The sequence below is a fragment of the Streptomyces sp. PSU-S4-23 genome, from assembly GCF_055632315.1.
Genome location: NZ_JBVMUU010000002.1, coordinates 1309775 through 1323132, shown reverse-complemented (window position 1 = coordinate 1323132; position 13358 = coordinate 1309775). Strand labels below are relative to the sequence as shown.

Here is a 13358-nt window from a genome sequence, read left to right as displayed (position 1 = left end):
TCCCCACGGGCGGTCGAACACCCCGGCAGACCCCGGGGCGGCCCGGCCACCAGGAAACGGGGGGTGCATGAGCACGGAAGCGCGTCGCGCCTCCATCCCCCCGCGCCCCACGGCCCCGCCCCGGCCCTCGAACGCGCCCGGTGAGCCGCCCGCGGACACGCAGGACCCGTACCGGGCGGCAGCACGCGACCAGGCCGCCGGAACGATCCCGCCCCGCCCCGAGCACCCGCCCACGGCCGCGCACCCGTCCCCTCCCCGGCCCGCCGGACCGCCGCGTACCACGCCGGCTCCCCGCCGGACCGCGCCGCCGGGTGCGGACGCCTCGTCCGCGCGGTCCGGTGCCGGGCCCTCCTCGTCCCGGCCCGGTGCGGCCGGTGCCGCGGCACGGTCCGGCGGGGAGGGTTCCGCCGTCCGCTCCGGGGCGGCGGACGCGCCCGCCCGGCCGGCCGGGGAGGAGGGGGCCGCGGGGCCGTTCCGGCCCGGTGCGGCCGGTGCCGCAGTACGGTCCGGCGGGGAGGGTTCCGCCGTCTGCTTTGGGGCGGCGGACGCGCCCGCCCGGCCGGCCGGGGAGGAGGGGCCCGCGGGGCCGTTCCGGCCCGGTGCGGCCGACGCCGAGCGGCGCCCCGGGGACGCCTCCGGGTCCGTGCCACCCCCGGCGGCGGGCGGCGGCACGCAGACGCCGGCGCGGCGCACGCCCGAGTCCCTCCAGTTCCCCAAGCTCCGGCTCGACCGTGGCGCAGGGCCCGCCGGCCCGCCCCCGCCCGCGGCCTCCGCGCGCTTCCCGGACGCGCCGCCGGCCGGCCCGGCCGCGGACGGCCCCGCGAGCGCCGCCGTGCCACCACCGCGCACCGAGCCGTCTCCCGAAGGCATCGTGGAGACGACCGCGCGCCTGCACCACCGGCCCCTCGTGTCCGACCGGCCCGTGGTGACCCTCGCCCGGCCCGACACGCGCGCCGTCGAGTCCGCCCGCCCGCGGCGCCTCGCCGTGCGGCTGCACCCGCGGGCCGCCGCGGCCGCCGTCTGCCTGGTCCTCGGCCTCGGGCTCATCGGCGGCGCCGTGACCGGAAGCTGGCTGACCGGAGAGGACAGCGGGGAGGGAGCGCGCGGCGCGTTCGCCGTCGCCGGAAGCCTGTGGCACAGCACCCCCGTCGACCGGCTCTTCCCGCCCACCGTCGACGGGACGGACGCGGGCCCCGGTGGCGCCGACCGCACCTGGACGCGTATCGCCGTCGCGCCCGACAGCGGCTGCCAGGACGCCTTCGACCCGCTCCTGCGCCAGGCCCTCGCCCCGGCCGGCTGTCTGCGGCTGCTGCGCGCCACGTACACGGACGCCACCCGCAGCCACGTCACCACCGTCGGCCTGCTGTTCACGCGGGCGGACGCCGCCGCCATGGGCGCGCTGAAGCGCCGCTTCAAGGACGGGGGCCTGGACCGGCGCACCGATCTGATGCCCCGTCCGTACGCCGCGAAGGGCACCGTGGCCGCGGGCTTCGGCGACGCCCAGCGCGCCTCCTGGACGATCTCGGTCCGCACGGACGCGCCCGTCGTCGTCTACGCCGTCTCCGGCTTCGCCGACGGCCGCACCGTCAGCGAACCGCAGCCCGCCGCGGACGCCATGAAGACCGGCGCCACCACGGCCCCCGCCCAGTCCGGCCTGGGCGACGAGGCCGCGGGCCTCGCCGACCGCATCGAGGCGGCCCTGCGCAAGACCTTCGCCTCGGCCACGGAGAAGCCGTCATGACCGCCCGCCCGCAGCCCCGCCCGCACCCCCGCCCACGGCCCGCCACGACCACGGAGACGCCCTCGTGATCCGCACGGCAGGCGCCCGGCTCCTCACCCTCCTCCTGGCCGGCCTCCTCGCCCTGCTGCCCGCCGCCGTCGCGCACGCCGACGGGATACGCGCGCAGCAGTGGGCCCTCGACGCGCTGCACCTGCAGAAGGCGTGGCGGACGACCAAGGGCGAGGGGATCACCGTCGCCGTCCTCGACACCGGCGTCGACGCCACCCACCCCGACCTGGCCGGCAACGTCCTGGCGGGCACGGACCTCGTCGGCTTCGGCGCCCGGCGCGGCGACCGCCCCTGGGCCCGGCACGGCACCGCCATGGCCGGGATCATCGCCGGTCACGGCCACGGCATCGACGACGCCGACGGTGTCGTAGGCGTCGCCCCCAAGGCGCGGATCCTGCCCGTCCGCGTCATCCTGGAGGACGGCGACCCGGCCCGGGCCAAGGCCCGTGACTCGCGCGGCAACGCGCTCGCCGAGGGCATCCGCTGGGCCGCCGACCACGGCGCCGATGTCATCAACCTCTCCCTCGGCGACGACTCCGACTCCGCCCATCCCGAAGCGGCCGAGGACGAGGCGGTGCAATACGCCCTGAAGAAGGGCGCCGTCGTCGTCGCCTCGGCCGGCAACGGCGGCGAGAAGGGCGACCACATCTCGTACCCGGCGGCCTACCCGGGCGTCATCGCCGCGACCGCCGTCGACCGCTACGGCACCCGCGCCTCCTTCTCCACCCGCCGCTGGTACGCCACCGTGAGCGCGCCCGGCGTCGACATCGTCATCGCCGACCCCGACCGCAAGTACTACGAGGGCTGGGGCACGAGCGCGGCGTCCGCGTTCGTCTCGGGCGCCGTCGCACTGATCAAGGCGGCCCACCCGGGCCTGTCCCCGGCCCAGATCAAGCAGCTCCTGGAGAGGACGGCCCGCGACGCGCCCACCGGCGGCCGCGACGACTCCCGCGGTTTCGGTTTCATCGACCCCGCGGCGGCCATCAAGGCGGCCGCCTCCCTCCCGGCGGACGGCCCCCGGGCGACGTCGTACGGACAGAAGTACTTCGGGCCCGGCCCCGACCGGGCCGGCGGCACGACGGACTCCCCGGGCTGGGCGGGCCCGCTCGCGGGAAGCCTGGGCGCCGTGCTGCTGGTGGCGTCGGTGGTGCTGTGGCGCGGCCGCACCAGGACGCGCCCCCACGGCCCGTGAGGGAGGGGCGGACCGCCGGCCCGCCTCAGGCGAACGCCGCGACCGCCGCACGCGCTGCGGCCTCCACCAGCGCAATACCCTTCTCCTTCGTGGAGTTGCCGTTCGACAGCGTCACCAGGAGCCGGCCGTGCCCGCCGGCGGTGATCCGCCCGATGCTGTTGATGTCCCACAGCCCGGTCGTACTGCGCGCCAGCCAGCCGTTCTTCAGGGCCCACCCGGAGCCGTCCGCGGCCGCCGACACACCCCAGCGCTGGTCCTCGGCGATGCCGCCCATGAGGTCCCGCAGATACGCCCGCGAGGGCCCGCTCAGCTCCGAGTCGTCCCCGAACACCTGCTGCAGCAGGGTGAGCTGATCCGCCGCGGTGGTCTGTGTCAGCCCCCACAGGGTCCCGTCACCGCCCGCGGTGTCCGTGAGGCCGAAACGCGCGTTCGCGCGGTCGAGGCCCTCCGCGTACCCGATCGCGGTCCACAGCGCCGACGCCGAGGCGTTGTCGCTCTTCTCGATCATCGCGGCGGCCCAGGTCTTCTCCTGCCCGGTCAGCCGCCGGTCCGCGTCCTGCGCCTGGAGCAGCAGCGTCGCCAGGATGTCGACCTTCACGATGCTGGCCGTGTCGAAGGTGCCCTCGCCGTACGTGGCGCTGTCACCGGAGTCCATGTCGAGCACGGCGACGGCCAGATCCGCCCCGGCCTCGACGCTCACCGCCTTCATGGCCTTCTCCAGGAGAGCGTCTGTGTCCACGGAGGGCTTGGCCGCAGGTTCCACCGATGCCTCCTGGCGCGCGGGGGCCGACGCCGAGGGCGTCACCGACGCCGATGACGATACGGCGCCCGCGTCGGCGTGCGCCCGCGCCTTCACATAGGCGGTTCCCGCGGCCGTACCACCGGCGACGAGGACCGACGCCAGCGCCAGGCCGGCGAACGGGCGACGCCGGGAGGAACGGGCACGGCGGCGCCGGCGGGCTCCGGGGGACTCCATGGCCGCGATGCTCAGGCCGGGTGCTGTGCGTGAGGTGGGACGGACGTGAGATCCGTGTCAGGGGCGGCTGAGAAACCCGTGAGACCGGTGGGCGCGCTGTCCCAGGGGCGGCGCCGTCCCCGCGCCGGACCCCGGATAGGGTCGGTGACCGTGGCGAACAAGAACATTCCCGACCACCCGTTCTCCGACGACGACGGCTCCGCGGAACCCCGGCTGAGTGCGGCGCTGGCCGCCTGGGCCGCAGACCGCACCGCCGTGGGGCCCGTCCTCGAGGCGCTGGGCGGCGCCCGGCTGCTGGTGCCGGTCGTCGCCGTGCTCGGCGAGGTCGAGGAGGACGAGAACGGTCTGCGCCGCGAGAAGACCAGTGACATGGCCGTACCGACCCTGAAGGCCGGTGGCCGCACCGCCCTGCCCGCGTTCACCTCCACGGACGCCCTCGCCCGCTGGGATCCCGCCGCCCGCCCCGTCGCCGTCCCCCTGCACCAGGTGCTGCGGGCCGCCGTGCACGAGAAGGCCGACACGATCGTGCTGGACATGTCCGGGCCGGTGCCGTTCGAGCTGACGGGCCCCGCGCTGCTCGCGCTCGCCGAGGGCCGGACGACGACCGATCCGCTCGCCGACCCGGCCGTCACCGAAGCGGTGCGTGCCGCGGTGGCCGCCGAACCCGCCGTGCGGCGCGCCTACCTCGGCCCCGGACAGGCGGACGGCATCCTCGCGCTCGTCCTGGACCCCACCGCGGTTCCGGCGGACGCCGCGCGGGCGGTGGCCGAGCGCATGGCCGCCGACGACACGCTCAGGGCCCGCCTGGTGCGCGGCCTCGACCTGGCGCTGCTGCCGGCCGGGGCGACACCGCCGGGCGAGCCGCTGTTCGTCCGGGGATGACGCCGCCCGTACGCCGGTGACCCGGCACCCCGCCGGCGGTCCGCCGCGGGACGGGTGCGCGGCCGGCCCGGCGTCGGCTCAGCCGCGGGTCAGCCAGGCCCGGCACAGCCACCAGGCGTCCACCGCGCCGAAGGTGGTGTAGGGGTCGATCCCGGTGGCCTCGGTGAAACGCTGCAGACGGTTGCGGACCGTGTTGGGGTGCACGAAGAGCTGCCCGGCGGCCTCGGTGACGTCCCTGTCGGCCTCCAGCCAGGCGCGGACGGCGAGCGCCACCGGTTCGGCCCCGGCACCGAGCGCCGCCCAGGCCGGCTGGTGGTGATCGAGCAGAACGGTGGCCAGGTCCGCCCGGTCCAGCACCGCGGCGAGTGCCGCCGCCTGCGCCACATGGACGAGGCCGAGCCGCCCGGTGGCCTCGGCGGCCGTCAGGGCCAGGGCCGCCAGGCGCCGCGCCGCGGCCAGTTCCTCCGGACCCGCGGGGCCGGCGAGACCGGCCCGCAGCGGCGCGACGCCCGAGCGCGGCGGCGCCTGGGCGAGCACGCCCGCCAGCAGTCCGTCGACGACCCCGAACAGCACCGGCCCCTGGTCGGACAGCCGCTGCCGCACCCCCGCGGTCGCCGCGTCCGGCCGCAGGACCAGCACCCACAGACCGCCGGCCGGCAGCCCGGCCTCCGCGGCTGCCAGCGCCGCCGCCGAGCCGCCCTCCAGCACACGCCGTAGCAGCGCCGCCTCCCGGTCGCTGGTCCGCACCCCGTGGTCGGCCCTGGTCGCCCGGTGGGCCTCGATCAGCCGGGCACGCACCGCCTCGGCCCAGTCGTCGTACAACTCGCGGGCGTCCAGAAGCAGTTCGGCGCCGACCCCGGTGGCGGTGGCGATCTCCCGGGCCCGCGACCAGATGGCCCGCTCCGCCACGTGGATCGCCCGCAGCACCGCCTCGATCGGCACACCCTGCCGGGCCCGGGTCACTCCCAGGTCCTCCACGAAGGACAGCTCGGCCTGCGTCGGGCCGCGCCGGGCGGCCAGGGCCCGGGTCGCCGCGGCGAGCAGGGCGCGGGTGTGCCCGCCGATGTCGGCCGTGGTCAGCGCCGCGACCTCCGGGACCATCGTGCGCACGCCCGCCACCGAGGAGGACAGCAGGTCCTCCTCGCCGACCACCCTCTCGATGAGATCGACGACGGCGGACCACTCGTCACGCGGATCCATCACGCGATGGTGCCCTCTGTTGTGGCCGGGCACAAGGCGGGCGCCGAAGACCGTGGGCCACGCCATGGTTCACCCCGCACCCACCTCCTACTGTTGGCCTCCACCACAAGCGACCCCCGAGGACGGCCCGGTGACGACGGCCGCCCTCCACAGCCGCCTGCCCGCCACCGCTCCGCAGGAGCGCACGGAAGACCCCGCAGAGACCGCACGGAAGGAAGGAACCCCATGACCCAGGTGGTCGTCATCACCGGCGCCGCCGGCGGCATCGGCGCGATGCTCATGAAGCGGTTCGCCGAGGCCGGATTCACGGTGGCGGGCCTGGACCTGCCCGGCGCCTGCCCGCCCGGGGACGACCGCTTCGTCGCGTGCGACATCACCGACGAGGAACAGGTGCGCGCGGCGTTCGGGCACCTGGCGGCCCGCCACGGCCGGCTCGACGTGCTGGTCAACAACGCGGGGATCTCAGCCGTCGGGGCCCTCCTCGACCACGACGTCGCCACCTACCGCCGGGTGATGGAGGTCAACTACATCGGGGCGCTGATCTGCACCCGGGCCGCGATACCCGCGCTCACCGCGTCCCGCGGGCGGATCGTGGTCCTCAGCTCCGTCGCCGGCTTCGCCCCGGTCCTGGGCCGCCCCGCGTACGTGGCGGCCAAACACGCGGTCACCGGACTGTTCACCGCACTGCGGGCCGAACTCGCCCCCAGCGGGGTGTCCGTGACGATGGTGCACCCCACCTTCGTCACGGGCGGCATGACGGAGGTGCCCCGCGCGCCCGGGGTGACGCGCTCCGTCACCGGGGCGGAGATCACCTCCGACCACGTGGCCCGGGAGATCGTCCGGGCGGTGGCCCGGGGAAAGGACCTGCTGCTGCCCGGGCGGACCGCCCGCCTCGCCTGGTGGGCCCACCGCATCTCGCCCCGCGGCTATCTGCGCCTGATGACCCGCCGGCTGCGCACGGCCCGTCAGGCGTAGGCCGGCCACCACCCGGCCGCCGCCCCGGCACACGCCCGCACACGCCCCGGCACACGCCCCGGAACACGCCCGCACACGCCCCGGAACACGTGCCGGCACACGCCCAGGCGGACGAGCCGCGCGCCCACCCGACCCGGGCCACGGCCCTGCCGCCGCCCCGACCCGCCCTGGAGGAAGCACCCCATGACGCCTCACTGCCGCGTCGCCGTGATCGGCGCCGGCGCGGCCGGCCTGACCGCCACCAAAGCCCTTCTGGAGTCCGGCTGCGACGTCGTCACCCTGGAGAAGGGCGACCGGCCGGGCGGGCTGTGGGCCCGGGGCAACGCGAGCGGCCTGTCACCCGCCTACGCGTCCCTGCACCTGAACACCAGCAAGGGCCGCACCCAGTTCGCCGACTTCCCGATGCCGGCGCACTGGACCGACTACCCGTCGGCCGACCGGATGGCCGCATACCTGGCCGACTACGCCCGGACCTTCCACCTCACCGACCACATCCGCTACCGCACCACGGTCACCGCCGCCGAGCGCGACGAGGCCGGCCGGACCTGGAACGTCACCACGCAGGACGGCCGGAGCGAACGGTACGACGCCGTGGTGGTCGCCAACGGCCACAACTGGGACCCCCGATGGCCCAGCCCCGCCTATCCCGGCGCCTTCGACGGCGTCCAGATGCACGCCCACGACTACCGCACCGCCGAGGTCTTCCGGGACAAGCGGGTACTCGTGGTGGGAATGGGCAACTCCGCCATGGACATCGCCGTCGACGCCTCGTACACCGCCCGCGGCCCGGTCCTGCTCTCCGCCCGCCACGGCGTGCACATCGTGCCCAAGTACCTCTTCGGCAGACCGTCCGACGCGACCGGTGGCGCCCTGGCCGTCCTGCCCTGGCGCATCCGCCAGCGTCTCGCCGAGACCCTGCTCCGCCTGGCGGTGGGCACACCGCAGCGCTACGGCCTGCCGGCCCCGAAGGGCGGGCTCCTGCAGAACCACCCCACCATCAGCGACACCATCCTGCACCGCCTCACGCACGGCGAGGTCGTCGCCCGCACCGGGATCGACCGGCTCGACCGGGACCGGGTGGTCTTCACCGACGGCACGTCGGACCCGGTCGACCTGATCGTCTGGGCCACCGGCTACCGGGTGACCCTGCCGTTCCTGTCCCCCCGGTGGGCGGGGGAGGACCCCGAACGACTGCCCCTGTACAAGCGGGTCTTCCACCTGGACGAGCCCAGCCTGGCCTTCGTCGGGCTGATGCAGTCCACCGGCGCCGCGCTGCCGGTGGTGGAGGCCCAGGCCAAGCTGGCCGCCGCCTACCTCTCCGGCGGCTACGCGCTGCCCCCCGCGCACGACCAGCGCCGCACGGTGGCCCGCGCGCTGCGCGCCGCCACCGCGCGCTGGGGCCAGGACCGGCGCCCGATGATGCGTATCGACTTCGACCAGTACGTCGCCGACCTGCCGCGCGAGGTCACCGCCGGGCGCGCCCGGCTGGCCCGCGGCACCGGCCGGGCGTTCGCCCCGGCCCAGCACGAACGGACGGCCCGATGAGCACCCACCCCCGCCCCCGGGCCGCCCTGTTCGGCGGCCGCCGCGACGCACACGGCCTGCGCGTCGTCGTCACCGGGGCCTCAGGCACCTTCGGCCGGGCGATCTGCGAACGCCTCAGCGGGCTCGGCGCCGTCGTGATCGGACTGGACCTCGCCCCGCGGCCGGACGACCCGGTGCGGGTGCTGCCGTGCGACATCACCGACGACGCGAGCGTCGCGACCGCGATCCGCACGGCGCTCGACACCCTCGGCGGACTCGACGTCCTCATCAACAACGCGGGAACCGGCGGCCCGGCGCCGGCCGAGCTGCCGCCCGGCGCGGAGGCCCGGCGCCAGCTCGACATCAACCTGCTGGGCACCTGGCGGGTGACCGCCGCCTGCATCGGGGCGCTGGTGGCGTCGCGGGGACGGGTGGTCATGCTCGCGTCGCGGATGGCCGTGCTGCAGCTGCCGCTGGCCGCGGCCTACGGCGCGTCCAAACGGGCCCTGGTGGCGTACGCCGACGCCCTGCGGCTGGAGGTCGGCACCCATGTCGGGGTCACCTGCGTCTACCCCTCCGCGGTGCGCAGCCCCATCCACGACTCGACGGCCGCCGCGGGACTGTCCCTGGAGGGCATGAGCACCTACGAGCCGCTCGACGGGGTGGTGGACGCCGTGCTGCGGGCCGTCCTCAGCCGACGGGTGCACCGTGACCTGGCGACCACCCGCAAGGGCGCCGTCGAGTTCTTCCTCGCCCGTCACCTGCCCTCGGTGACCGACCGGATCGTCGCCCGCACCCTGGCCGGGCGCGCCCGCTCCGGCGCCTTCGAGGGCGCCAAACTGGCGGCGGGCGTCGTCCGGCGCCACACGGAGCGGCCGTGACCACCCCCTCGGGCGCGCCCCCGGCCGCGGCGTCGCCGCCGGCAGCCCCGGCGGCACGGGCCCGGGCCGGTGCGCTCACGGCCTACGCCACCGGGTCGCTGGGGATGGGCGTGTGGGTGACCGTCCCCGGCCTCCTGCTGCTCTACTTCCTCACCAACACCCTCGGTGTCCCCTCGGCCGTGGCCGGGGTGACGCTGCTGCTGCCGCGGATCGTGGACACGCTGGTGCACCCGCTGCTCGGTTCGCTGTCCGACCGGCGGGCGCGCGGGTCCGGGCACCGCCGGGGGATGCTGCGCTGGGGGCTGCTGCTGGCCGTGGCCATGGTGGCGATGTTCACCGTGCCGGCCGGCTGGATCGGTCTGCCCGCCGCGCTGTGGGTCGGCTGCTGGTTCACCGCCGGCAACCTGCTCTTCGCCGCCTTCCAGGTGCCGTATCTGACCACGCCGTCCGACCTGCGGATCGGGTACCACGAGCGCACCCGCGTGTTCATGGTCCGGATGCTCTTCCTGACCCTCGGCCTGCTCGGCTCGGGCGTCGCCGCCCCCGCCCTGGTGGGGGACGGCGGCCGCGCGGGGTACGCACGGATGGCCCTGCCGCTCGCCGGTGCCATGGTCGTGTGCGGGCTGGTCGCCATCGCCGGTGTGAGGAGGCTCACCGCGCAGTGCGGCTTCGGCGTCCCCGACCAGCGGCCGCACAGGGCCTTCGGGGACATCGCGGCCGCCTGGCGGGACCGGGACTTCCGGGCGCTGGCGCTGTCGTACCTGCTCACCGGCACCACCACGCACCTGTTCCTGGCCGCGCTGCCGTTCTACACCGCGTACGTCCTGCGCGACGCCGGGCTGACCGCGGTCCTCATGGGCGGCTTCCTGGCCCCCGCGGTGGTGGCCGGACCGGGGTGGATGCTGCTGTCGCGGCGCATCGGCAAGCAGCGGGGACTGCTGATCGCGCAGGGCGTGTTCATCGTCGGCTCGCCGGCGCTGCTCACCGGCAGGACGGTCGGCACCGCGGTCACGCTCGTCGTCGTGGTGGCGCTGGGATGCGCGTTCGCCGGGCTGCAACTGCTCGCCTTCTCCATGGTCCCGGACGCGGTGGCCGCCGCGGAGGCCCGGGGGAGCGCCCTCGCCGGCGCCTACACCGGGGTGTGGACCGCCACCGACGCCGCGGGCACGGCGATCGGCCCGTACGCCTATTCCGCCGTCCTGGCCGCGGGCGGCTTCGTGTCCACCTCCGAGGGGCACACCGTGGCCCAGCCGGACGGGGCGCTGACCGCGCTGCTGTGGGGATTCGGCGTGCTGCCCGCCGTGCTGATGGCCGGGGCCGTCGCCGTCCAGCTCCGCTGCCGCCTCGACCGCCGGGCGGCGCGGTGACCGCCGTGGCGGTGTGCCTGCCGCCGCCGGCCGCGCCCGGAGCGGACCGGTGGGCGGGGCTCGGCGGGTCCGGCGGCCGGACTTCCCGCGGAGTGCTCAGCCGTAGACCGGGCCGGTGTACTTCTCCCCGGGGCCCTGGCCCGGCTCGTCGGGGACGATCGACGCCTCGCGGAACGCGAGCTGGAGCGACTTGAGGCCGTCGCGGAGCGGGGCGGCGTGGAAGGAGCTGATCTCGGTCGCGCCGGCGTCGAGCAGACCGGCGAGGGCGTGTACCAGCTTGCGGGCCTCGTCCAGGTCCTTGTACGTGTCGCCCTCCTCGGTGAGCCCGAGTTTCACGGCGGCGGCGCTCATCAGGTTGACGGCGACCGTCACGATCACCTCGACCGCCGGGACCTCCGCGATGTCGCGGGTCATGGCGTCGAAGTCGGGGCTGTCGGCGGAATCGGCGGAGGCCGGGGATTCCTCGGGGGAGGTGTCACTCATGTCCCACACGATAGGCCCCGGCACGGCCCCCGCCGCGCGGCAGGCCAGCGGGGCTGGCACCGGCCCGGCGCGGGCGGCCGGGGGCGTCGGAGGCCGGGTGCACGCCGGTTCGCACCCGTCCCGGGGAGCTGCTAGCCTGGTGTGACGACCGGCCGGACACGCTGTGCCCGGCCCACAAGTGGAGGCTCCGATCTCCCACCTGGCCGTCCTCCGGGGCGGCGGGTCACCGGTCAGGCGGCGGCCACCGTTCCGTACGGACGGTGGAGTCGCCCGAAAGCGCGCCCCGCGGTTCACCGCGGCGGTGCTCCGGAAAGCTCGGAGTCCCGCCTGTGTCCCGTCCGGGGCATTTTTGATGCGCCGAGATGGTTGGTCCCTATGTCAACCGGACATACGCGGCCGTCCACCAGGCGGCCGTGGGGTGCTACCGAGGAGGATCCATCAGCGCCGAGCCCCGCATCAACGACCGGATTCGCGTTCCCGAGGTGCGACTTGTCGGTCCCAGTGGCGAGCAGGTCGGCATCGTGCCGCTTGCCAAGGCCCTGGAGCTTGCGCAGGAGTACGACCTGGACCTGGTCGAGGTCGCGGCGAACGCCCGTCCGCCCGTGTGCAAGCTCATGGACTACGGGAAGTTCAAGTACGAGTCGGCCATGAAGGCCCGTGAGGCGCGCAAGAACCAGGCGCACACGGTCATCAAGGAGATGAAGCTCCGGCCGAAGATCGACCCGCACGACTATGACACCAAGAAGGGTCACGTCGTCCGGTTCCTCAAGCAGGGCGACAAGGTCAAGATCACGATCATGTTCCGCGGCCGCGAGCAGTCCCGGCCCGAGCTGGGCTACCGGCTGCTGCAGCGTCTCGCGGAGGACGTCCAGGACCTCGGCTTCGTCGAGTCGAACCCGAAGCAGGACGGCCGGAACATGATCATGGTTCTCGGTCCGCACAAGAAGAAGACCGAGGCGATGGCCGAGGCCCGTCAGGCGCAGGAGGCCCGCAAGGCGGAGGCGAAGGCCCACCCCGGCCGCTCGCAGAACCCTGCGGACACCGAGAACGCCGAGGCCCCGGCCGAGGCTTCCGCCGAGGCGTGATCCCGGGGCTTCGGCCCCGGGAGGACACCGGACGTACGGACGTACGGACCACCGCGAGGCGGACGTACGGACCCCGGAAAGCCCGGGACGCGAGTCCCAGGACGTAACCGATACAAGAGCGACGCTCCATCGTGCCCGGTTTCACGGCCGGGCACCGGAGCGCCACCGACGAGGAGAGAACGGCGCTATGCCGAAGAACAAGTCGCACAGCGGTTCCAGCAAGCGCTTCAAGGTCACCGGCTCCGGCAAGGTGCTCCGGGAGCGCGCCGGCAAGCGCCACCTGCTCGAGCACAAGTCGTCCCGTCTGACGCGTCGCCTCACCGGCAACGCCGAGATGGCCCCGGGCGACGCCAAGAAGATCAAGAAGCTTCTCGGCAAGTGAGGCGGCGGCGCCTGAGCGCCGCACGTCAGGACCGGGACCCATTCGTTTCCGGGCTGCGTGGGTCCAACCGCAGCCCCGCTACAAGGAGTTAACAAGTGGCACGCGTCAAGCGGGCAGTCAACGCCCACAAGAAGCGCCGGGCGATCCTCGAGCAGGCCTCCGGCTACCGCGGTCAGCGTTCGCGCCTGTACCGCAAGGCCAAGGAGCAGGTCACCCACTCGCTGGTCTACAACTACAACGACCGCAAGAAGCGCAAGGGCGACTTCCGTCAGCTGTGGATCCAGCGCATCAACGCCGCCGCCCGCGCCAACGGCATCACGTACAACCGCTTCATCCAGGGTCTGAAGGCCGCGAACGTCGAGGTCGACCGCAAGATCCTCGCGGAGCTGGCCGTCAACGACGCGGGCGCGTTCGCCGCGCTCGTCGAGGTCGCGCAGAAGGCGCTGCCGTCGGACGTCAACGCGCCGAAGGCGGCGTGACGCCCCGGCGTCAGCCGCACACGAGACGGACCCGCAGGCACACGCCGCCTGCGGGTCCTGCTGTGTCCGCTCCCGTGGCGCCCGCGCGGCCGCGGACGGCGGGCCCCCGGCGGGCGCACGCCGCGGGCCCCGCGCGGACCGGA

13 protein-coding genes are annotated in these 13358 nt (G+C 75.3%); 10 read left to right on the top strand and 3 right to left on the bottom strand.

Annotated features, from left to right (window positions below):
• The first annotated feature begins 67 nt into the window (after window positions 1-67).
• Both ACZ79I_RS06875 and mycP read left to right on the top strand, forming a co-directional pair.
• Complete coding sequence (locus ACZ79I_RS06875) at window positions 68-1741, top strand: hypothetical protein (protein WP_471495106.1); 1674 nt, start codon at window positions 68-70, stop codon at window positions 1739-1741.
• A 64-nt stretch (window positions 1742-1805) separates the two neighbouring features.
• Window positions 1806-2981: a type VII secretion-associated serine protease mycosin gene (mycP, locus tag ACZ79I_RS06870; protein WP_471495104.1), complete on the top strand. Its 1176-nt coding sequence runs from the start codon at window positions 1806-1808 to the stop codon at window positions 2979-2981.
• Between the two features lie 25 nt (window positions 2982-3006).
• Here the strand turns inward: mycP and ACZ79I_RS06865 are convergent, their stop codons facing one another.
• Window positions 3007-3957 (bottom strand): serine hydrolase, encoded by a 951-nt coding sequence (locus ACZ79I_RS06865; RefSeq protein ID WP_471495100.1) that lies wholly within the window; start codon window positions 3955-3957, stop codon window positions 3007-3009.
• A 150-nt stretch (window positions 3958-4107) separates the two neighbouring features.
• On the opposite strand from ACZ79I_RS06865, the gene ACZ79I_RS06860 reads away from it, so the two are divergent.
• Complete coding sequence (locus ACZ79I_RS06860) at window positions 4108-4839, top strand: SseB family protein (RefSeq protein WP_471495098.1); 732 nt, start codon at window positions 4108-4110, stop codon at window positions 4837-4839.
• 78 nt (window positions 4840-4917) lie between these two features.
• Here the strand turns inward: ACZ79I_RS06860 and ACZ79I_RS06855 are convergent, their stop codons facing one another.
• Window positions 4918-6039 (bottom strand): helix-turn-helix domain-containing protein, encoded by a 1122-nt coding sequence (locus ACZ79I_RS06855; RefSeq protein ID WP_471495096.1) that lies wholly within the window; start codon window positions 6037-6039, stop codon window positions 4918-4920.
• A gap of 225 nt (window positions 6040-6264) precedes the next feature.
• On the opposite strand from ACZ79I_RS06855, the gene ACZ79I_RS06850 reads away from it, so the two are divergent.
• The 4 genes from ACZ79I_RS06850 to ACZ79I_RS06835 all read left to right on the top strand — a co-directional run bounded on the left by ACZ79I_RS06850 (window position 6265) and on the right by ACZ79I_RS06835 (window position 10786).
• Complete coding sequence (locus tag ACZ79I_RS06850; protein WP_471495092.1) at window positions 6265-7014, top strand: SDR family NAD(P)-dependent oxidoreductase; 750 nt, start codon at window positions 6265-6267, stop codon at window positions 7012-7014.
• 183 nt (window positions 7015-7197) lie between these two features.
• Window positions 7198-8559, top strand: coding sequence for a flavin-containing monooxygenase (locus tag ACZ79I_RS06845; protein ID WP_471495090.1), 1362 nt, complete (start codon window positions 7198-7200; stop codon window positions 8557-8559).
• Entirely contained in the window at window positions 8556-9419 is an 864-nt protein-coding gene (locus ACZ79I_RS06840; protein WP_471495088.1) for an SDR family NAD(P)-dependent oxidoreductase, read from the top strand. The genes ACZ79I_RS06845 and ACZ79I_RS06840 overlap by 4 nt, the downstream gene beginning before the upstream one ends.
• A complete protein-coding gene (locus tag ACZ79I_RS06835) occupies window positions 9416-10786 on the top strand; it encodes an MFS transporter (RefSeq protein ID WP_471495086.1) in 1371 nt (456 codons plus the stop codon). The genes ACZ79I_RS06840 and ACZ79I_RS06835 overlap by 4 nt, the downstream gene beginning before the upstream one ends.
• 96 nt (window positions 10787-10882) lie before the next feature.
• Here the strand turns inward: ACZ79I_RS06835 and ACZ79I_RS06830 are convergent, their stop codons facing one another.
• Window positions 10883-11269 (bottom strand): DUF1844 domain-containing protein, encoded by a 387-nt coding sequence (locus tag ACZ79I_RS06830; RefSeq protein WP_471495084.1) that lies wholly within the window; start codon window positions 11267-11269, stop codon window positions 10883-10885.
• A gap of 413 nt (window positions 11270-11682) precedes the next feature.
• Here ACZ79I_RS06830 and infC point away from each other — a divergent pair, with 413 nt between their 5' ends.
• From infC to rplT, 3 genes are all read left to right on the top strand, one after another.
• Window positions 11683-12354 (top strand): translation initiation factor IF-3, encoded by a 672-nt coding sequence (gene infC, locus ACZ79I_RS06825; protein WP_381089439.1) that lies wholly within the window; start codon window positions 11683-11685, stop codon window positions 12352-12354.
• Between the two features lie 187 nt (window positions 12355-12541).
• Entirely contained in the window at window positions 12542-12736 is a 195-nt protein-coding gene (rpmI, locus tag ACZ79I_RS06820; protein WP_471495082.1) for a 50S ribosomal protein L35, read from the top strand.
• Window positions 12737-12831: 95 nt separating this feature from the next.
• Entirely contained in the window at window positions 12832-13215 is a 384-nt protein-coding gene (rplT, locus tag ACZ79I_RS06815) for a 50S ribosomal protein L20 (protein WP_004002577.1), read from the top strand.
• Window positions 13216-13358 lie beyond the last annotated feature (143 nt).